General features: G+C 61.6%; 23 protein-coding genes and 1 tRNA gene. 9 read left to right on the top strand and 15 right to left on the bottom strand.

Going from position 1 to position 17418, the window contains the following annotated elements:
* From Q3Y64_RS04630 to Q3Y64_RS04610, 5 genes are all read left to right on the top strand, one after another.
* Nucleotides 1-1407 carry a hypothetical protein gene (locus Q3Y64_RS04630; RefSeq protein WP_303560269.1) on the top strand — a complete coding sequence of 469 codons (1407 nt, stop codon included), beginning with the start codon at nucleotides 1-3 and terminating at the stop codon, nucleotides 1405-1407.
* A gap of 171 nt (nucleotides 1408-1578) precedes the next feature.
* Nucleotides 1579-1836: a hypothetical protein gene (locus Q3Y64_RS04625; protein WP_303560268.1), complete on the top strand. Its 258-nt coding sequence runs from the start codon at nucleotides 1579-1581 to the stop codon at nucleotides 1834-1836.
* Between the two features lies 1 nt (nucleotide 1837).
* Entirely contained in the window at nucleotides 1838-2284 is a 447-nt protein-coding gene (locus Q3Y64_RS04620; protein ID WP_303560267.1) for a DUF5675 family protein, read from the top strand.
* Nucleotides 2281-2637, top strand: coding sequence for a hypothetical protein (locus Q3Y64_RS04615; RefSeq protein WP_303560266.1), 357 nt, complete (start codon nucleotides 2281-2283; stop codon nucleotides 2635-2637). The genes Q3Y64_RS04620 and Q3Y64_RS04615 overlap by 4 nt, the downstream gene beginning before the upstream one ends.
* A complete protein-coding gene (locus Q3Y64_RS04610) occupies nucleotides 2634-2879 on the top strand; it encodes a hypothetical protein (RefSeq protein ID WP_303560265.1) in 246 nt (81 codons plus the stop codon). The genes Q3Y64_RS04615 and Q3Y64_RS04610 overlap by 4 nt, the downstream gene beginning before the upstream one ends.
* Nucleotides 2880-3017: 138 nt before the next feature.
* On the opposite strand, the gene Q3Y64_RS04605 is transcribed toward Q3Y64_RS04610, so the two are convergent.
* From Q3Y64_RS04605 to Q3Y64_RS04550, 12 genes are all read right to left on the bottom strand, one after another.
* Nucleotides 3018-3257, bottom strand: a complete 240-nt coding sequence (locus Q3Y64_RS04605; protein WP_303560264.1) for a hypothetical protein — start codon at nucleotides 3255-3257, stop codon at nucleotides 3018-3020.
* Nucleotides 3254-3886, bottom strand: coding sequence for a ParA family protein (locus tag Q3Y64_RS04600; RefSeq protein ID WP_303560263.1), 633 nt, complete (start codon nucleotides 3884-3886; stop codon nucleotides 3254-3256). Before Q3Y64_RS04600 ends, Q3Y64_RS04605 begins: the two co-directional genes overlap by 4 nt.
* A 98-nt stretch (nucleotides 3887-3984) precedes the next feature.
* The gene (locus Q3Y64_RS04595; RefSeq protein WP_303560262.1) at nucleotides 3985-4191 is read right to left on the bottom strand and encodes a hypothetical protein; all 207 of its coding nucleotides are present in this window, start codon (nucleotides 4189-4191) and stop codon (nucleotides 3985-3987) included.
* A gap of 578 nt (nucleotides 4192-4769) precedes the next feature.
* Nucleotides 4770-4854 (bottom strand) — tRNA-Leu (locus Q3Y64_RS04590).
* A gap of 51 nt (nucleotides 4855-4905) precedes the next feature.
* Entirely contained in the window at nucleotides 4906-5526 is a 621-nt protein-coding gene (locus tag Q3Y64_RS04585) for a trimeric intracellular cation channel family protein (RefSeq protein WP_303560261.1), read from the bottom strand.
* Between the two features lie 64 nt (nucleotides 5527-5590).
* The gene (minE, locus tag Q3Y64_RS04580; protein WP_101943932.1) at nucleotides 5591-5851 is read right to left on the bottom strand and encodes a cell division topological specificity factor MinE; all 261 of its coding nucleotides are present in this window, start codon (nucleotides 5849-5851) and stop codon (nucleotides 5591-5593) included.
* Nucleotide 5852: 1 nt separating this feature from the next.
* Complete coding sequence (minD, locus tag Q3Y64_RS04575) at nucleotides 5853-6671, bottom strand: septum site-determining protein MinD (protein ID WP_101943931.1); 819 nt, start codon at nucleotides 6669-6671, stop codon at nucleotides 5853-5855.
* Between the two features lie 29 nt (nucleotides 6672-6700).
* The gene (gene minC / locus Q3Y64_RS04570; RefSeq protein WP_303560260.1) at nucleotides 6701-7483 is read right to left on the bottom strand and encodes a septum site-determining protein MinC; all 783 of its coding nucleotides are present in this window, start codon (nucleotides 7481-7483) and stop codon (nucleotides 6701-6703) included.
* 100 nt (nucleotides 7484-7583) lie between these two features.
* Nucleotides 7584-8369, bottom strand: a complete 786-nt coding sequence (fliR, locus tag Q3Y64_RS04565) for a flagellar biosynthetic protein FliR (protein WP_303560259.1) — start codon at nucleotides 8367-8369, stop codon at nucleotides 7584-7586.
* A 10-nt stretch (nucleotides 8370-8379) separates the two neighbouring features.
* Entirely contained in the window at nucleotides 8380-8649 is a 270-nt protein-coding gene (fliQ, locus tag Q3Y64_RS04560) for a flagellar biosynthesis protein FliQ (protein ID WP_101943928.1), read from the bottom strand.
* A gap of 15 nt (nucleotides 8650-8664) precedes the next feature.
* Complete coding sequence (fliP, locus tag Q3Y64_RS04555) at nucleotides 8665-9399, bottom strand: flagellar type III secretion system pore protein FliP (protein WP_303560258.1); 735 nt, start codon at nucleotides 9397-9399, stop codon at nucleotides 8665-8667.
* Nucleotides 9389-9793, bottom strand: a complete 405-nt coding sequence (locus tag Q3Y64_RS04550) for a flagellar biosynthetic protein FliO (protein ID WP_303560257.1) — start codon at nucleotides 9791-9793, stop codon at nucleotides 9389-9391. The genes fliP and Q3Y64_RS04550 overlap by 11 nt, the downstream gene beginning before the upstream one ends.
* Before the next feature lie 262 nt (nucleotides 9794-10055).
* Here Q3Y64_RS04550 and Q3Y64_RS04545 point away from each other — a divergent pair, with 262 nt between their 5' ends.
* Both Q3Y64_RS04545 and Q3Y64_RS04540 read left to right on the top strand, forming a co-directional pair.
* Nucleotides 10056-11006 carry a diguanylate cyclase gene (locus tag Q3Y64_RS04545; RefSeq protein WP_303560256.1) on the top strand — a complete coding sequence of 317 codons (951 nt, stop codon included), beginning with the start codon at nucleotides 10056-10058 and terminating at the stop codon, nucleotides 11004-11006.
* Complete coding sequence (locus Q3Y64_RS04540) at nucleotides 11003-11401, top strand: response regulator transcription factor (protein WP_303560255.1); 399 nt, start codon at nucleotides 11003-11005, stop codon at nucleotides 11399-11401. Before Q3Y64_RS04545 ends, Q3Y64_RS04540 begins: the two co-directional genes overlap by 4 nt.
* Here the strand turns inward: Q3Y64_RS04540 and gloB are convergent, their stop codons facing one another.
* A complete protein-coding gene (gene gloB, locus Q3Y64_RS04535) occupies nucleotides 11402-12178 on the bottom strand; it encodes a hydroxyacylglutathione hydrolase (protein ID WP_303560254.1) in 777 nt (258 codons plus the stop codon).
* 25 nt (nucleotides 12179-12203) lie between these two features.
* On the opposite strand from gloB, the gene Q3Y64_RS04530 reads away from it, so the two are divergent.
* A complete protein-coding gene (locus tag Q3Y64_RS04530; RefSeq protein WP_101943919.1) occupies nucleotides 12204-12950 on the top strand; it encodes a class I SAM-dependent methyltransferase in 747 nt (248 codons plus the stop codon).
* Complete coding sequence (gene rnhA / locus Q3Y64_RS04525; protein WP_101943917.1) at nucleotides 12938-13399, top strand: ribonuclease HI; 462 nt, start codon at nucleotides 12938-12940, stop codon at nucleotides 13397-13399. The genes Q3Y64_RS04530 and rnhA overlap by 13 nt, the downstream gene beginning before the upstream one ends.
* Nucleotides 13400-13445: 46 nt before the next feature.
* Here rnhA and Q3Y64_RS04520 read toward each other — a convergent pair whose 3' ends face one another.
* Both Q3Y64_RS04520 and pbpC read right to left on the bottom strand, forming a co-directional pair.
* Nucleotides 13446-14966 (bottom strand): YiiX/YebB-like N1pC/P60 family cysteine hydrolase, encoded by a 1521-nt coding sequence (locus Q3Y64_RS04520; RefSeq protein ID WP_158239262.1) that lies wholly within the window; start codon nucleotides 14964-14966, stop codon nucleotides 13446-13448.
* A 73-nt stretch (nucleotides 14967-15039) separates the two neighbouring features.
* The gene (gene pbpC, locus Q3Y64_RS04515; protein ID WP_303560249.1) at nucleotides 15040-17382 is read right to left on the bottom strand and encodes a penicillin-binding protein 1C; all 2343 of its coding nucleotides are present in this window, start codon (nucleotides 17380-17382) and stop codon (nucleotides 15040-15042) included.
* Between the last annotated feature and the right edge of the window lie 36 nt (nucleotides 17383-17418).

Here is a 17418-nt window from a genome sequence, read left to right as displayed (position 1 = left end):
ATGGCTATCAAGATCGGTTCGCGTGATGTGCTGGCGCGCTATATCGGCACCCGCCAAGTTCTATCTGTAAAGGTAGGGACTCGCGATGTTTATTCGGGTGACACGACACTGCCGGTGCGCAACATCATCCTGCTGGGCGCGAGTATCGAGAATTTCACGTTTAACACCGCCGCAGACACGACTGATATTCAGAGCAGGATTGCCGCCGCTGTTCCCGCTGCCGCTGGGCAGGTGACGTTCTACAACGAGTCGGTAAATGGGCGCACCGTTGATGGTGCAAAAACCCATTGGGACGGCACTATCCGAGCCAAGTACAGCACTGGCGGCGCAACCCCATTGCCTTACGATTCCAGCACGATGGTGTTGCTTATGTGTTACGGCAACGATATTACAAACATGAAGCCGTATGGCGCATCAGACGACGCGCTAATTGCGACGATCAATGCGGATCTGACCGCGATCATCAACGACTGCAATGCCCGTGGCTGGGACTGGCACATTGTTGATATTTCGTGGCGCGATTACGGGAATAACTGTTTCGAGGATGAATCTGCTGGTGCTGCTCCATTCAGAGACCGCATCGCACACGCCTTGAATCTGTCTCTGACGCATCCATACAAGAACAGGTTCTACCCTGACGGCACTAGCTGGCTCGATTACTACCATCTGTGGATGCGACATGCGTCATTTTTGACTGATGAGGTGCATAACGCCCCCGGGGTAATGAGCAATCCGATCCGTCAGGAGATAGTCGATAAGATCGTCGTCCCGAGCTGGACTAAATCTCCGCCTGTCAGCACTAAATTCACCCTGCCGGAAATCGGCAGCGATGCGATAGGGTCGCAGTGTGTGTGGGTTGTGTATGACCCGACGCTGAAAACCGTCAGATCAAACGCATGTGCGATGGGCAAGGACTCCGCTCGTGGAGACCTTGGACGAGACACCGTAACCGGATCATATCTGCCTTCCGTATTCCGCAAGGTCGCGTTGCCTACGTCCTACAACACTGGCGGGAATGCGGCGCTTACGGTTCCCGGGCACTTTGACGCAGGCGACCTATCACACAGCCTGTATTGCCAAGGCACGACCGTCGCAAAGTTCGCCGTCAAGCGCCTGACGCCGGGCGCAAGCTATGAGCTGGTCATGTCCGGAAGCCGTGGCTCCGCCAGCACAGACACTACTCGTATGACGCGGATTGACATTGTGACGGGCACGCCTACGTCCGGTGGATCGTCACAGCAGTACAGCGCAAGCAATCCGGCAAGCGGAACAATCGCAAACTACGTCACGTTTGTTGTTACCCCGAACGCATCCGGAGTGATCGAGTTTGAGCTGTCGAACGACGACCGCACATCCGGGTCTCGGTATGGGTATCTCGGGGCGCTGTCAGTCAAGCGCGTGGCGTAAATCTAATCCCCTCGGCACGCTGATCGAATAAACAGCCCGGCCCAGCGCCGGGCTTTTTCTTGCCGCGACCTTGCGCGAGGGCTCGCGCCGTGTATGGCACCTTGCCGCTAAACAACCGGTGAGGCGGATATGGCGAAAGCGCGGGCATGGATGGCTGGGGTACTCGTTGCGATGGCGCTGATTGCCTCGCTGGTTTGGAGTAATCGTGAAAAGTGGAGCTGGCCGGCCACCTGGATAAGCGGGTTGATGACAACGCTGCTTGGATTGGTTGATAAAACACTCGGCACGCTCAACACCCATGCTGCGGGACTCGGGGTGATTCTGACGTTTGCTTTCGGCCTGATGTCTTGGCTGGAGCAGCGCAAGCGCACAAAGGCTGTGATGGAAGCCGCAGCGGCCGGTACGTTGCGTGCCGAGGCTGATGATTGACATGGCGGCGACTGAAACGCGCTTCACGCTGACGCGCAAGATACTGGCCGGCGCCTTCACTCTTGGCGTGCTGGTCACCGGCGCGCATCAGTATTCGACGGTAGAGGATACCGTCCGGCCGCTGTCGAACTGCAGCACCACAACCTGCACAGGGAAGATCGACGGCAAGACCGCGATACCGGCAGGCACCTACGAAATCCGCGACACATGGAGCCCGCGCTTCGGCAAGAACATGCTGGAGCTCGTCGGCGTGCCTGGCTTTGTCGGCATCAGGATTCATTCCGGCAACACGGCTGACGACACCGAAGGCTGCCTGATTCTCGGCATGCGCCACACCGGAAACGGAGTGGCTGACTCTCGCGCCGCCATGGCGCAATTCAACCAGGAGGCCCGGGCCGCGCTCAAGCGTGGGCGGGTTTTCATTACGATCAAGGATGATCCAGCATGAACGTTGCAGACGTCGTTATTCCGCCGTGGGTGCGTGCTGTTGCGTTATTCGCAGGCTTCGCAATGGCAGGCGTCACTGGCGCCGCGGTGAATGGCTGGCGGATCAAGGCAGGCCAAGCCGAGGCCATGGCTGAAAAGGTCGATCGCATTCACGCGCTGGAGCTGGCCGCCAAGGACCACGATAGCGCAATTGCGCAATTGCGCACTGCCGCAGATGCGGCGAACACCGCCCGCCAGCGCGCCGAGCGTGAGGCGATTGCCCAGCGCGCAGCAGCCAAAAAGCGTGACGACTGGATAAGCAAGCTAACCGGATCCTGCGGCGACAACCTCAAGGAAGCATGGGGGCGACTGTGAGCAGAATTCTGATCATTGCGGCCATCCTTCTGATGATGCCCGCCTGCAATCCGCAGATCGTGCGCGAGGAAGTCCCGGTATCAGTTCCATGCCTGGGGCCAGCGCCGCAGGCTCCGGCCTATCAGTTTGGCACCGGCGAATACCCGGGCGAGACGGCCGCCAGTCGCGTGCTGCTGTCGGACCTCAACGCAGCCAAGGCCTACGCCGCGGAGCTCGTCACGCAAATGGCGGGGTGCCGGTGATGATCTGCCCACAGGACAAGCTGCCGACCTACCGGCCAGAGCAAGACGGCAACGTCTTCGAATGGATCGTGGCCCAATCGGCTCAGATCCGCGAGAAGCGTGAGCCGAATAACGGTTCGCATTTACGCAAGCCCGTACCTACTCGGTTGCGGAAGTGATGGCCTTCGCAATCTCGTGATTCCGTAGCCACGCATCAAGCGCGGACGTCAGAATCTCCTGGTGGCTCAAGTCGGTATCGATTGCCGCCAGGCGCATGGCGATGTAGCGCGCCCCTTCCAGCTTGACGGTGACGGCCTTCGCACCCTTGGTGCTGGTGGTCGATTGGATTGCCTTCTTGACCAGGCCGCCCATGCCGGGGAATTGTGGCTGCTTGCTCATTTGCCCGCCTCCTTGCTTGCGTGACGCGCCAGTTGCGCAACGATGTATTCCCGCAATTGCCCAACTTCTCCGGCCGACTTGCTGCATGCGTCAATCTCCTGTGCTGTGCCGCCGTTGATCATGCTGGCCTGGTAGTCGATGCGGTGATGCAGTGTGACTGGTGCGACTGTGCCGTGCTGCGATAGCTCGATGGCAGCGCCAGCCGTGAGCCTTGCCCGAGGCGTAGCGCCATTCACGATGAACACCATGCGTTTGCCTTCTGCTTCAACAATATCCACCGTGGCACCCACGGCGCGCAGATCATGCGGGCTTGGCCGCACTGGCACCAATACCAGATCGGCGCAGCGGATCGCCCGCTTGATGTCCGCGCCGATGGCAGGCGGCGTGTCGATGATGCAATACCGGTAGCCGCGGCCCTCGATCTTGCGAAGATCATCCGCCAGGCTCGCCAGATCCGACCCGAACAAAACCGGCGCTTCATTTGCTCGAGCGTGAAACCAGTCCGCCAGGCTGGCTTGTGGATCTGTATCAATGATCGCCACACCTTCCCCGAGTGCTACGGCCAGATGCCCGGCAATGGTCGTCTTGCCGACGCCGCCCTTCCTGCTGGCCACCACAATTGTTTGCATTGCATCCCCTTGCGCGCTACCGCCAATGCGGTATTGCGCAAGTGTGGATCAGCGCACATGCGGATGCGAGGCTAAGAATAGGGGCGAGAATAGGGGGGCTACTCCTGACCTCTGCGCGCCATCAGGTGTGATGCCTGGAGCTTCGCGTGATCATCTGGAGCCTCGCGCATTTCTGCGGACTCTTCATCAATGATCGCTCCGGGATGTCGGCTCAGTATGTCGTCGCGGGTCGCCTTGTAGCGCGACTTGACCAGACGCCCGGGCTTGATGGGGTCCGGATAGCGGAATGAGTAGAGGATGATCATTGCCATGATCGAAGTGTAATGGACTGCGGCCCCACACCGTTACCGATGCAGGGCCGCTGATGCCGTGCCTGCGCGTGGAAGGTCGGCGGCTGGCTTATTCAATGAACCCCCCGGCGCAGGAGCTGGAGCCTCAGACACGAATCGAACGTGTGACCTGCCGCTTACAAGGCGGTTGCTCTGCCAACTTAGCTATGCCGGCATGTTGAAGTGGGTCGCTGGGGCCTGCCCGCCAGCCGCCTCCGGGAGCCCTCCGTCTTGCAGCGATGAGGCCCGGCGCTCTCCGAATGGACTCTGAGCTACACCCACAAGCCAAGCGCGCTACCTGCCGACTGACCCACGGAGTGCATCGCCGTCGCTTCTCTCCGCTTACTTCGGCCGCCCTGCCATTGGTTAGCAGTGCGCTTGCTTGTGGATGCTGGCGGCCAGGCAGTCCCAACCCGACGAACATGGATTTATGCGCGCTTAACCAGCTGATGAACTGTAGCAGATTTTTCTGTCTCCTACACCAGCCCTACTTTTTGTTTTTATCGCTGGCAGTTCTTGGAGTGCTTTGAAGCAAAAATCCTTTGCTTTCAATATGGTGCCCGGGACGGGAATCGAACCCGTACAGCTTGCGCCGAGGGATTTTAAGTCCCTTGTGTCTACCAGTTTCACCACCCGGGCAGGGCGTCGAATTCTAACCCGAAAGCCTGTTCTGTCTGGCTTTGCGAGGGATTATTTGTCGGCCCGTGGCAGGCTCATGTCACGGCTGTGTGCTATCAGGCGAAGGGCTAGTCCGAATAGGAACAGGGCCCAGTGGGTGACCCGGTCTGCCGCGCCGAGATGTGCTGCGCCGTAGAGCATGACTGCGACAAGGATGGAGACCGTGCCGTAGAAGTCGCGATGCAGGATGAAGGGGACTTCGTTCACCATCATGTCGCGTACGAGACCTCCGCCCACCGCGGTGATGAAGCCGAGGAAGGCGACGCCGAACAGGTTCAGCTCAAGTCCGATTCCGACTTGAGCGCCGGCAATGCTGAAGGCGACCAACCCGATTGAGTCCGCAATGATGAAGGCACGGCGCAGGAAGAGCTGGCTGTGGCGGTGCAGTTTGATCAGCCAGGCGACGCTCAGGGTTGCAAAGCAGGCTATGACTGGCCCGGCGTTGATGAAGACGAGGGGCATGCGGCCGATCAGGGCGTCGCGCAGGAGGCCACCACCAATCGCGGTGAGGAGCGCCAGGATGGTGATGCCGAGGATGTCGAACTGCTTGTGGGCGCCGATCAGGTAGCCGGAAATCGAGAACGAGACTGTGCCGATCAGGTATAGCCAGTCGAAGGAAATCAGGTTGTCCATGGCATGAGCGAAAATGGAACTGCCCGGCATTGCCGGGCAGCATGGGTGTTGCAGGGGGCTGCGCTCAGTGTGCTTCGGGCATCACAATATTGACCTCTAGCACTTCGTAATTACCTTTCTTCTCCAGCTGCACCTTGATGTCGTCGGCATTGACCTTGACGTACTTCGAGATCACCGCGATCAGTTCTTTCTGCAACTCGGGCAGGAAGTCCGGCGCGCCGGCTTCGTCGGCGCGCTGGTGGGCAATCACCAGGGTCAGGCGTTCCTTGGCAAGCTGAGCCGTTTTCGGTTGGGTGCCGCCGAAAATCTTTTCAAGCCAGCTCATCTCAGGCTCCTCCGAAAATACGCTTGAGCAGACCCGGCTTCTCATAGGTCACGAAGCGCATTTCGCGTTCTTCGCCGAGGAAGCGGGAGACGACGTCCTGATAGGCTTCGGCGGCTTCGGATTCCTTGGTGTGGATCACCGGAGCACCGGAGTTGGAGGCCTGCAGAACGGTTTCGGACTCTGGGATGACGCCCAGTAGCGGAACCCGCAGGAGTTCCTGCACGTCCTTGTAGGAAAGCATTTCGCCCTCTTCGACGCGGCGCGCGGAGTAGCGGGTGACTACCAGATGTTCCTTGACGGCTTCGCGGCCTTCCTTGGCACGGCGGCTCTTGCTCTGCAGGATGCCGAGGATGCGGTCGGAGTCACGGATCGAGGAGACTTCCGGGTTGGTGACGATCAGGGCTTCGTCGGCAAAGGTCAGCGCCATGATGGCGCCGTGCTCGATGCCGGCCGGCGAGTCGCAGATGACGTAATCGAAACCCATGTGCTCGAGCTCCTTAAGCACCTTTTCGACGCCTTCTTCGGAGAGTGCGTCCTTGTCGCGGGTTTGTGAGGCGGGCAGCACGAATAGGTTTTCGCAGTGCTTGTCCTTGATCAGGGCCTGATGCAGATTGGCTTCGCCCTGGATGACGTTCACGAAGTCATACACCACGCGGCGCTCGCAGCCCATGATCAGATCGAGGTTGCGCAGGCCGACGTCAAAGTCGATCACGGCGGTCTTGAAACCGCGCAGCGCGAGGCCGGAGGCGAAACTGGCGCTGGTGGTGGTCTTGCCCACCCCTCCCTTGCCGGAGGTTACGACGATGATGCGGGTGGTCACTGGGTTTCTCCCTGGTTTGTTTGTTGTGTTCAGTCGAGCTTGAGCGGATCGAGCACGAGTGCGGCCTTGTCGTCCTCGCCGCGCAGCTGCGCCTGCGTCGGTTTGCCGGCGATCGCTGCGGGAATGCCTTTTTCGAAGGTGCGGAATACGCCTGCCACTGAGATGAGTTCGGGGCCGAAATTGGTGGTGAAAATGCGTGCCTGACGATTTCCGGCCGCACCAGCGATGGCGCGGCCACGCAAGGGGCCGTAGCAGTGGATGCTGCCGTCAGCGATGACTTCCGCGCCATTGCTGACCGCCCCAAGGATCACCAGATCGGCACCCTTGGCGTAGATCTGCTGGCCAGAGCGGATGGTGCGGTCAACTACCATGGTGCCGACGGACGGGGGCAGAGAATCTGCCGGTGCTGGTGCTGCACCGGTGCTGCCCGCAGCCGGCTCGGCCACCACTTCTGCCACAGGCGCCGCAACGGGATGGACTGTCGTGGCTGCTTTGAGCTTGGCGGCTTCATCGCCGAGTACCGCGAGGCCGGAACGGCGGGCTGCATCGTGCAGATGTTCGGGAGCGCCGCGCAGGGCTACGGGCTGCAGACCATAGCGGCGCAGCAGGCTCTGCAGGCCGCTCCAGTCCACGCGGTCCGGCAGGCTCTTGGCCTGGCTGATATCGATGATCGTAGGCTCACCGGCGAAAAATTCGCCCATGCCACCCAGCATCACTTGCAGGGCGTCGGCCAGGCGAACGTTGTCGACTTCGCGCAGCACGGCGCTCATCGCGGTGAGCGTACCGGCCTTGAATTCAATGGGTTTTGCCATGAACGGCATGAAATCCGGCTGTAATTAAGCGCCCGAGTCTACTTTTTGGGGGGCTTGCCGGCAAGCCGGATCTGCAAACGGCATACCTGTGTTTGTGACTTTATCCCGGCAGGGCACGCAGGAATTGCCCGACCAGCTCGAAACCTCGTTCAAAAACCAGCTGCATGGCCGGCGCTAGGGCCTCAAGTGAGACGATCATCACGATCAGCCCCACCGTGGAGGTGACCGGGAAGCCGATGGCGAAGATATTGAGCTGCGGCGCAGCACGCGTGAGCACGGCCAGTGAGATGTTGGTGATGAGTAGCGCAGCGATGATCGGCAGGGCCAGCAGCAGGCCACTCGAGAAAGCCAGGGTGACCACGCGGAGCAGTCCCAGCCAGGGCTTGTCGGTCAGCTTCACTCCGCCGATGGGGGCCAGCTCGAAGCTGCGGATCAGAACGTCGACCAGCAGCAAGTGGCCATTGAGCGCGAGGAATACCAGAATCGCCAGCAGACCGAGGAATTCGCCGAGCACGGCGGTCTGCGCTGAAGTGTCCGGATCGAAGAAGGTTGCAAAGGAGAGGCCCATCTGCAGGCCGATGATTTCGCCGGCAATATCCAATGCGGCCATCACGATGCGCATGGTGATGCCCATGGCGCTGCCGATCAGGATCTGCTGCACAAAAAGAGCGATGCCCGCCCAGCTTCCGGGGGCCATGGCCGGTGGGGGAGGCAGCATCGGGGCGATGGCGACGGTGAGAACCACACCAATGGCGAGCCGGATTCGTAGTGGCGTGGCGCGGCTGTTGAAGATCGGCGCTGCGCTGACCATGCCGAGCACCCGGGCGAGCGGGTACATCCAGGCCAGCAGCAAGGCATCGAGCTGGGCTGCGGTGATCGTCAGCATGATGCTGGAGCTAGCCGATCAGGCTCGGGATAGCCCCGTAGAGGCGACGGATGTAGTCGGTGAGCATGGTGATCATCCATGGGCCGGCGAGAATCAGGGTGACAAACATTACGATCAGCTTTGGCACGAAGGATAGGGTCTGCTCGTTGATCTGGGTGGCGGCCTGAAGGATGCTGATGATCAGGCCAGTGATCAGGGCGGCTGCAAACATTGGAGCAGCAACGATCAGCGCCACTTCGAGTGCGCTGCGGCCGATTTCCATTACGGTGGCGGGGGTCATGGCGGTCTCCTTGCGCTAGCCGAAACTTCGCACTAGCGACGAAATCAGCAGGTTCCAGCCGTCCACCAGCACGAACAGCATGATCTTGAAGGGCAGGCTGACGATGACCGGCGACATCATCATCATGCCCATCGACATCAGCACCGAGGCCACGACCAAGTCGATGATCAGGAAGGGGATAAAGATGATGAAGCCGATCTGGAAGGCTGTTTTAAGTTCGCTGGTGACGAAGGCCGGTACGATCACCCGCATCGGCAGATCGGCTGCCTTGTCCACTTTCGGCACTTTGGCGAGCTGAGCGAAAAGCGACAGGTCTGGTTCGCGGATCTGCGCCAGCATGAAGGCTTTCATCGGCACGGAGGCGCGCTGAATAGCCTCGTCGAACTGGATGCGGTTTTCGGCCAGCGGCCGGTAGGCCTCGTCATACACCTTGTCCAGCACCGGTGACATGATAAAAAAACTCAGAAACAAGGCTAAACCGAGCAAGACTTGGGTGGGCGGTGTGGTCTGGGTGCCTAAAGCGTGGCGCAGGAGAGAGAGCACGATGATGATGCGGGTAAAACAGGTCATCATCAGGATGACCGCCGGCAGGAAGCTCAGTGCCGTGAGCATCAGGACCGTCTGCACCGACAGGCTGTAAGTGGTGCCGCCACCCCCTGAAGGGGTGCTGGTCAGCGCTGGAATGCCCTGAGCCTGGGCCAGGGCCGGCAGGATCAGGAGCAACAGGGCGAGCGCGCGTTCAGTTTTCATTGCGACGCTCCAGCATCTGGCGCAAGCGTCCGGCAAACTCGCTGCCGGGCAAGGGACCTGGTGTTGTGGCCGGGGGAAGATCGCTCGCATTGAGACAATGCAGGGCGTTGATGCGGCCAGGCGTGACGCCCAGCACCAGCACCTGTTTGCCGACTTCCAGCAATACAACTTTCTCGCGCGTGCCCACCGAGATTGCGCTGCGGATGTGCATCAGGTTGCCCTGGCCAGGCCGACGGCCTTGCAGGCGCTTGAGCATGATCAGCGCGCCAAGCAGCACCAGCAGCGTGGCGCCCAGCCCTAGCAGCATTTGCAGCAGGCTGGTGGCAGGTGTCGGCAGAGCATCAGCGGCAAAAGCCGGGCTTGGCAGAAGCAGGAGGAGCAGGCGCAGGCTCACGATGTGCAGACGAAGTGGGAATGTCTGCAGCTTAGGGCCGCCGGGCTTGAAATCAGCAGCGGAAAAGCCGCGGAAAAGGGCGGCAAATTCTGCCGACTTGCCTTGCGACGGCCCCTCCGGTTGTAAAGAGCCCTAAAGAATGTCAGGTCTCTGTCCGAAAACAGGAGAGGGACCAGGGATTCCGGCGAACGGCGTCGACCTTGTCCTGCTGTCAGGTCTGGGTGGATCGGCAGCCAATTTTCGGGGCGGAATATTCAAGCAGATGAAAGCACTGGTTATCGACGACACGCTTACCAGTTCTACCGTGATCAGCCATCAGCTGCGCAAGATGGGTATCGAGGCTCTGACGGCTGCTGACGGTGCGACGGGCATCGAGCTGTTCAAGGAACACCGGCCAGATCTGGTATTGCTGGACGTGATCATGCCCGGCATTGATGGATACGAAACGGCTAAGCGCATGCGTCAGCTCGAGCGCGATGGTGAATGGACGCCCATCATTTTCCTCACGGCACGTACCAACGACGAAGACCTTGAGCGTGGCATTGCAGTGGGGGGAGATGATTATCTGGTCAAGCCGGTCTCCGAGATCGTGCTTAATGCCAAGGTCCGGGCCATGCAGCGTATTGCCCAGATGCGCTACTCCCTGGTGGTGCTCACCCGCCGCCTGGATGAGGCCAATCGCGAACTGCTGAGGCTCTCTTCTGTTGATGGGCTGACCGGCATCTCTAATCGCCGTCAGTTCGATGAATTTCTGCAGCGAGAATGGGCGCGCGGCGTGCGCTCGGCTGCGCCCTTGTCCTTGCTGATGTGTGATGTGGATAGTTTCAAGCAGTACAACGATTTCTATGGTCATCAGACCGGAGACGAATGTCTGCGCAGCGTGGCGGCTGTGCTCAAGGAGGGCGCACGACGTCCTGCAGATATGGCTGCGCGCTATGGCGGTGAGGAGTTTGCGGTGATCCTGCCGGATACCGCGCTGGATGGCGCGCTGCAGGTTGCGGAGGAGTTGAGGCTGGGCGTTGAGGCGCTGGCCATTCCGCATGGCGGTGCGGAGCTGGGGCTGGTCTCTATCAGTATTGGTGTCGCTTGTACCATCCCGCGTCGTGAGCGCGGCACCGCCGAACAACTTCTGGGAGACGCCGATAGCGCGCTCTACCAGGCCAAGCAATCGGGGCGTAATCGTGTTGTGCCTTATTCGGGAGAAGAGCAATGAGCCTGCAAAACCGTTTTGCCGGCCTGAGCGTGGTGATCATTGATGACAACGACACCACCCGGGCCATGTTGCGCAGCATCCTGCGCGCGGAGGGTATTGAAGTAGTGGGGGAGGCCAAGGATGGGGAGGCAGGGGTTGCGCTGGTGCGCAAACTGCGCCCGGGGCTGGTGTGCCTGGACGTGATGATGCCGAATGTGTCCGGGATTGAAGTGCTCGCGCAGATCAAGGCCGAGATGCCGGATGTGCGGGTGCTCATGGTGACCGGCTCGACGGATCGCGATACCGTTCAGTCCGCCATTCAGGGCGGTGCTTGTGGCTACCTTGTGAAACCCTTCAACGGCGCCAAAGTGATTGCCTCCATCGAAGGCGCAACCGGACGCAAGCTCCGAGGGTGATCAGAAACTGTCTTTCCAGCCTCGCAACGCGGTGAATACCTCCAGTGGCTCCTCAAGGGAGTGGCCTACCCGGGCTTCAACAGCTTGCCGTACCGCAGGCTGATCACAGCGCAGGAAGGGATTGGTTTCAAGCTCGTCCCGCAGGTGTGACGGGACGGTTGGATGAGCTTCGCTACGCAGCGTTTCGCAGTGGGCACGGCGCCGGGCGATTGCGAGGTTGGCAGGTTCGACAGCGGCCGCAAAAGCCAGATTGGACAGCGTGTATTCATGCGCGCAGCAGATCCGGGTGTCGCCGGGCAGGTTTGCCAGCATTTGCAGTGAAGCATGGAGTTGAGGCGCGGTACCGCCCAGCAAACGTCCACAGCCGCCGGCAAAAAGCGTGTCACCGCAGAACAGTGCGCCTTGCCATAGATAGGCAATGTGTTCCTCGGTATGGCCGGGGGTTGCAAAGATAGTGGCCAGGCCGGGCAGCCCAGCCAGTTCAATCTTTTCACCGCCTCGCAGCGGGCAGGTCACTGCCGGGATGGCTGGACTAATTGGCCCCAGAACTGGGCAGGATCTCGTCGTCAGCAGCTCGGCAACGCCGCCCTGGTGGTCAGCATGGCGATGGGTGAGCAGGATGCCGCCCAGGATGAGTCCTTCGCGGGCGAGGAAGGCTTCGGCGGGCGCAGCTTCGCCTGGGTCGACCAGCCAGCAATACGTGCCGCTGCACAGTGCCCAGATATAGTTGTCGCGCAGGGCAGAAACGGGAACAATCCGCAGGGTCATCTTCTCCATGCCTTTATTCTACGAGGCTTGCCGCATGTCGCTGAGCAATCTCGGTCAATGGTTCGAAACGCCGCGTGGGCTTTATCTGCAAGCCTGGGAGCAAAGCCAGTTCGATCAGCGTGTGGCGGATATTTTCGGCTTCAATGCGGTGCAGGTCGGATTGTGCGGGCAGGACTTTCTGCGTGCCAACCGCATGCCGCACCGTGTGCACTGCAATGTCTGTCGTGATCCAGGCGAGCCCGGTGCGCTGCAGGCTGCTGTCGAAGAGCTGCCTTTTGCTTCGCAGAGTCTGGATCTGGTGATCCTGCCGCATGTGCTGGAGTTCGCCAGCCATCCGCATCAGGTTTTGCGCGAAGTGGAAAGGGTGCTGCTGCCCGAAGGCCATCTGCTGGTCAGTGGGTTCAATCCACTGAGCCTATGGGGGCTGCGGCGCAGTTTCTCGGGGCATATGGGCGAAATTCCGTGGACCGGTCAGTATCTGTCGGTGTCGCGCCTGAAGGATTGGCTGAGCCTGCTGGGCCTTGAAGTGCACGATCTGCAATACGGCTGCTATGCGCCGCCCTTGGCGAGCGAAGTGTGGCTGCGGCGCTGGTCTTTTATGGAAGCAGCTGGCCGTCATTGCTGGCCGATCGCTGGCGGGGCCTATGTGCTGCATGCCGTGAAGCGGGTACAAGGCCTGCGCCTGATCATGCCGCGCTGGCGTCAGTTAAAGGCAAGTAAGAAAGGCATGGCTGTGGTGACACAGAAAAACCCACACCAGGATTCAGAATGGAACATGTAGAAATCTTTACCGATGGTGCCTGCTCGGGCAATCCCGGCCCCGGCGGCTGGGGCGCCATCCTGCGCGCGGGTACTCACGAGAAGGAGCTGTGGGGGGGGGAGCCCGCCACGACCAATAACCGCATGGAAATGCTGGCGGTAATTCGGGCACTGGCTGCACTCAAGCGGCCGGTGACGGCGCGCGTGCACACCGATTCCCAGTATGTTCAAAAGGGGATGACTGAGTGGCTGCAGGGCTGGAAAAAACGCGGTTGGAAAACTGCTGGCAAGGAGCCGGTGAAAAATGAGGACCTGTGGCGCCTGCTGGACGCCGAGGCGGCACGCCACCAGCTGGAATGGGTGTGGGTCAGAGGCCACGCAGGGCATACCGAAAACGAGCGCTGCGACGAACTGGCCCGCCTCGGGGTGGAGGCGGTGCGCAAGAGTGGCAAGGCCGTAGAGCCGGTCTAGGGACTGTCGGCATACATTCTATCTGCCGAATGTATGCTGACAGATCCTAGCGCAGTGCGACTTTCGCGGGCTCGCGCCCGCGCATCAAACGGTGGAGCTGGCGTGCCGGATCCTGTTCGATTGGCTTGCCTGCCTGATACAGCGCCACCACATGCAGGCCCTGACCGTCGAGCGCGCGTTCGGCTACCTGATCCGGGCTGATGGTGGCGCGCCCCATGGCGCGTGAGGTCGGCCAGCTCATCTCGGTGAAGACCTGGTAGACCAGTTCTGAGCAGACGATGCGATCGGTGCTTTCGACGTCGAAATTGAAATCGTAAGGTTTGCCGATCTGGCGGAAGGCGCGCAGCACGCGCTGGACCTGAGCTTCGCGACTGGCTGCTGGATCCCGCAGGGCGAGCAGATCGTCCACGTTCATGAAATGCGCCAGGGTGCTGGCGGTCACGCCGGGGCGCAGCGCCTCGATCACCGAGCGCCCATTGCGGATGGAGGCCTGGTGCGGCCGCAGCACGGGGTGATCCCATACGCCCAGTTCGCGCAGTTCCGCTTCGTTACCGACCCAGATTGCGACATGCCCCCAGTAGCCGGGGATCAAGGCGTCGGTCAGGCGGAAGGGCGTCTTCTCCAGCAGGATGTCACCGGCCTTGAGCTGGCTGAGTAATTGGGTACGTGCGCTTTGATTCTCGTGCAGATAGCCCTGGCGGGTTTCAATCACACCAATGGCATTGCCGAAGAGCATTGAGAACATGCCCATGCCGTCTTTTCCAAGGCGGCGTACCTGGTCGCCGGTGAGCTGGTTGAAGAGGCCGATGCGATTGAGTACGCGTCCGGCCACGCTGCTTTCCTGTATCCGGACGAAGGAAGGGCTCTGTTCAACCAGCCCGGCAAGGTAACGTTCTTCGCTACTGGGCAGGCTGTCGCGCTGAGGGCGGATCTCGCGCTGGTAATGCTCGATGGCGCGCCGTACGCGCTGGCGCTTGGCTTCCGAATGGTAGCCACGCTGCGCTTCGCGCATCTGCCCGGGTGACAGACCCCAGCCCGGATCGGCCTGGTCCACGATGCGCCGAAGGGCACCGTCCTGTTCATAGAGGGATACGGCGAGCAGGTAGTTGTCGTAGAGCAGCAGGGCCGCGGCCAGTGCCATCATTACGCCTTCATTGCGCGCGCGCTGGAATTCCGCACGTGTTCTCAAGGCAGGCGCGAGCGGTTCGAGCCAGCATTCATTGTGCTCAGCTATCTGCAGCAGGCGCTCGCGCAACTTGATATGGGCGAGGGTGGCGAGGCGGATGTTTTCGAGATTGGCGCCACTCAGGGGCTCGCCACGATCGCGCTTGTCACGCAGGACGATGGCGCCGCGGATCAGTTTTTCACGCTCGGCGAGGGCCTCTTCCGCCAAGGGCTGGAAGGCTTCGATGCGCTCGCGGAATACGGCCTGGACGGCTTCGGCAGCGAGTGGCTGCAGCGTTTCGATCTCCTGCGCCGCGCAGCTCCCGGCCGCTGCAGCGGTGGCAGGCAGACTGAGCAGACTGATGCAGGCAAGGATCAGGCAGGGTAGGTGGGGCAGGCGCACGAGAAGGTCTCCAGCATCGGGGCGAAGAAGCATAAGCCGCTGGCACACGACTCGCCAAGCCTTGCCCGTCGGATCAATCGCGGCGGAATTCAAAATGCGCGCTGGCGTGGCGGCCGGCATCATCGACCACACTGAGGCGGTGCTCGCCCGGGGTGTTCAGGCGCAGCAACAAATTGCCGTCAGTGCTGGCCGGGCGCAGCAAGGCACCGTCAAGCAACCAATACACGCGCCCGCTTGCGCCGCTGGCATGCAGGCTCAGCTCGGCTTCGCGCTTGCCTGGAGTAGCCCGCAGGCGTGCGCCGCTGGCAATGCCGTGTAGTCGTAAGGGGCCGACTCCGAGTGCCTGACGGCAAGCAGGGTCCCATTCGAGGACTGACTGGCGGGCCGGGCTCAGCCAGGGTTCGAGATGCGCGGGCCAGCGCAGGATCTCGCGGGTCTGGGCGCTTGGCTGGCAGGCCGGGCTGGTGCGCAGGCCGTTGACCGGGTTGATCCAGGCCGTTTCGACCAGGCCCGGGCGGGCATCGCGTTCTGGCAAGGTCGGCGGGATGGCTCCAGCCAGTATCCAGGCGGTGCGCTTTTCAGGGCAGTATTCCGCCGGTGTGGCATCAAGCGCGGTGCCCAGCGGCCAGCAGATGGTCGCGGTGCTGACGCTGGCGGGCCGCTGGCGCGGTGTGGCAGGCCCAGCGGGCAGGGCGGCAATCAGCTCGCGCAGCAGCGGGGCCGCGATGTTGGCGCCGAAGAAACCCGGATTGGGTGTGCCATCCGGGCGCCCCACCCACACGCCGACGGTATGGGAATCACTCACCCCGATCGCCCAGGCGTCGCGGAAGCCGAAGCTGGTGCCGGTCTTCCAGGCCAGGCGATGAGTCGCGCCTTCGTGAAAGGGGCGATCCGGATGGCCGCCGGTTTCGAGGATGTCGCGCACGATGAAAGCTGCGCCCTCGCTCATGATGCGTCGCTCGATGCGGGGAGCCTCAGGGGTGAGGCGAGGCTGGCCGCTGAGCCCGCCGGCGGCCAGGGCACGGTAAGCGCCGACGAGTTCCTCCAGGCGTGCACCGGCGCCGCCCAGGATGATCGACAGGTTCGGTTCGCTGCCGGCAGGCAGGCGCAGTGGCAGCCCTCCGTTATGGAGCAGGGCGGCGAAGCGCTGCGGACCGAGGCGGTCGAGCAGGTCAACGGCTGGCACGTTGAGCGAGCGTTGTAAGGCTTCGGCCACGCTGACCGGGCCGGAGAAGTTAGCCTGGAAGTTGCCCGGCTCGTAGCCAGCGAAGGATTGCGGTGCATCGCTGAGCAGACTTTCGGAGTGGATCAGGCCTTCATCCAGCGCCATCGCATACAGGAAGGGCTTCAGAGTGGAGCCTGGCGAGCGCAGGCCACGCACCATGTCTACATGATTGAAGCGCTGGGCATCGCTGAAGTCTGCCGAACCTGCGTAGGCACGCACCTCCAGGCTGGCCGTCTCCATCACCAGCACCGCCATCGACACGCGTGGTGGCAGTTGTTCAACGCGATCCTGCAGCAGACGCTCAACCGTACTCTGGGTTTCTGCATCCAGCGTAGAGCGGATGAGCGGCGCATGGCGGCCCGCATGTAACTGGCGCAGACGCTCGGCGGCCAGCGGCGCTACCCAACGCGCGCGCAGCGGATTCACGCCGACGCGTTCGATCCGGGCGTCCTCCACCGCGGCTGGCGTCCATACGCCAAGCTCCGCCATCCGCTTGAGCACCTTGTCGCGTGCTTGCTGGGCTTGTGCAGGGAAGCGGTCCGGGCGCAGGCGCGAGGGCGCCTGGGGCAGTACGACCAGTAGGGCGGCCTCGGCGGCACTTAGATGTGAGGATGGCTTGCCCAGATACATCCGGCTGGCCATTTCCACGCCCTCAACGATGCCGCCCATCGGAGCACGATTCAGATACAAGCCTAGAATCTCACGCTTCGAGAAATGCAATTCAAGCTGCAGCGCGCGCAGGATCTGGCGTAGCTTGCCGCCAAGGCTGCGACCTGGCGGCTCGATGATACGGGCTACCTGCATGCTCAGCGTGGAGCCACCCGAAATGATGTGGCCGTGCCTTGCCCATTGCAGGGCGGCGCGTAGCAGGGCGGCCGGATTTACACCAGGATGGTAGTGGAACCAGCGATCCTCGTAGCCCAGCAGGGCTTCCAGATAAAGCGGCGAGACCGCCTCAATGGCAACCGGGTGGCGCCAGATGCCGTCGCGCCCGGGCCAGCTGCGCAGACTGCTGCCATCGCTGGCCAGTACGACCTGGGCGGATTCGTTACGTGGCAGCGGCAAAGGGAAGAGCTGATCCGCCAGGAGACCGAGGGTCAGCAGCAGGGCTAGGCCGCCGCGCAGCGGATGGCGGCGCAGCCAGGCGAGGCTTTGACGAAGAAGGGCGCGCAGGTGCAGGAAGTGGGGCATGAAAAGAAATGCCGGCGTGAGCCGGCATTTGCTTCA

The sequence above is a fragment of the Uliginosibacterium sp. 31-12 genome (assembly GCF_030548425.1).
In the GTDB taxonomy this organism is placed as follows: domain Bacteria; phylum Pseudomonadota; class Gammaproteobacteria; order Burkholderiales; family Rhodocyclaceae; genus Uliginosibacterium; species Uliginosibacterium aquaticum.
This window is presented reverse-complemented; position numbering and strand designations above follow the sequence as displayed.

Excerpts from the sequence above, each read along its gene's own strand:
- Q3Y64_RS04595 (WP_303560262.1), bottom strand. The coding sequence starts at position 4,191 with ATGATCATCCTCTACTCATTCCGCTATCCGGACCCCATCAAGCCCGGG.
- fliP (WP_303560258.1), bottom strand. The coding sequence starts at position 9,399 with ATGAAAACTGAACGCGCGCTCGCCCTGTTGCTCCTGATCCTGCCGGCC.
- Q3Y64_RS04605 (WP_303560264.1), bottom strand. The coding sequence starts at position 3,257 with ATGAGCAAGCAGCCACAATTCCCCGGCATGGGCGGCCTGGTCAAGAAG.
- fliQ (WP_101943928.1), bottom strand. The coding sequence starts at position 8,649 with ATGACCCCCGCCACCGTAATGGAAATCGGCCGCAGCGCACTCGAAGTG.
- Q3Y64_RS04625 (WP_303560268.1), top strand. The coding sequence starts at position 1,579 with ATGGCGCTGATTGCCTCGCTGGTTTGGAGTAATCGTGAAAAGTGGAGC.
- minE (WP_101943932.1), bottom strand. The coding sequence starts at position 5,851 with ATGAGCTGGCTTGAAAAGATTTTCGGCGGCACCCAACCGAAAACGGCT.
- fliR (WP_303560259.1), bottom strand. The coding sequence starts at position 8,369 with ATGCTGACGATCACCGCAGCCCAGCTCGATGCCTTGCTGCTGGCCTGG.
- Q3Y64_RS04540 (WP_303560255.1), top strand. The coding sequence starts at position 11,003 with ATGAGCCTGCAAAACCGTTTTGCCGGCCTGAGCGTGGTGATCATTGAT.
- pbpC (WP_303560249.1), bottom strand. The coding sequence starts at position 17,382 with ATGCCCCACTTCCTGCACCTGCGCGCCCTTCTTCGTCAAAGCCTCGCC.
- Q3Y64_RS04585 (WP_303560261.1), bottom strand. The coding sequence starts at position 5,526 with ATGGACAACCTGATTTCCTTCGACTGGCTATACCTGATCGGCACAGTC.
- Q3Y64_RS04545 (WP_303560256.1), top strand. The coding sequence starts at position 10,056 with ATGAAAGCACTGGTTATCGACGACACGCTTACCAGTTCTACCGTGATC.
- gloB (WP_303560254.1), bottom strand. The coding sequence starts at position 12,178 with ATGGAGAAGATGACCCTGCGGATTGTTCCCGTTTCTGCCCTGCGCGAC.
- minC (WP_303560260.1), bottom strand. The coding sequence starts at position 7,483 with ATGGCAAAACCCATTGAATTCAAGGCCGGTACGCTCACCGCGATGAGC.
- Q3Y64_RS04600 (WP_303560263.1), bottom strand. The coding sequence starts at position 3,886 with ATGCAAACAATTGTGGTGGCCAGCAGGAAGGGCGGCGTCGGCAAGACG.
- Q3Y64_RS04615 (WP_303560266.1), top strand. The coding sequence starts at position 2,281 with ATGAACGTTGCAGACGTCGTTATTCCGCCGTGGGTGCGTGCTGTTGCG.
- rnhA (WP_101943917.1), top strand. The coding sequence starts at position 12,938 with ATGGAACATGTAGAAATCTTTACCGATGGTGCCTGCTCGGGCAATCCC.
- Q3Y64_RS04530 (WP_101943919.1), top strand. The coding sequence starts at position 12,204 with ATGTCGCTGAGCAATCTCGGTCAATGGTTCGAAACGCCGCGTGGGCTT.
- Q3Y64_RS04630 (WP_303560269.1), top strand. The coding sequence starts at position 1 with ATGGCTATCAAGATCGGTTCGCGTGATGTGCTGGCGCGCTATATCGGC.
- Q3Y64_RS04620 (WP_303560267.1), top strand. The coding sequence starts at position 1,838 with ATGGCGGCGACTGAAACGCGCTTCACGCTGACGCGCAAGATACTGGCC.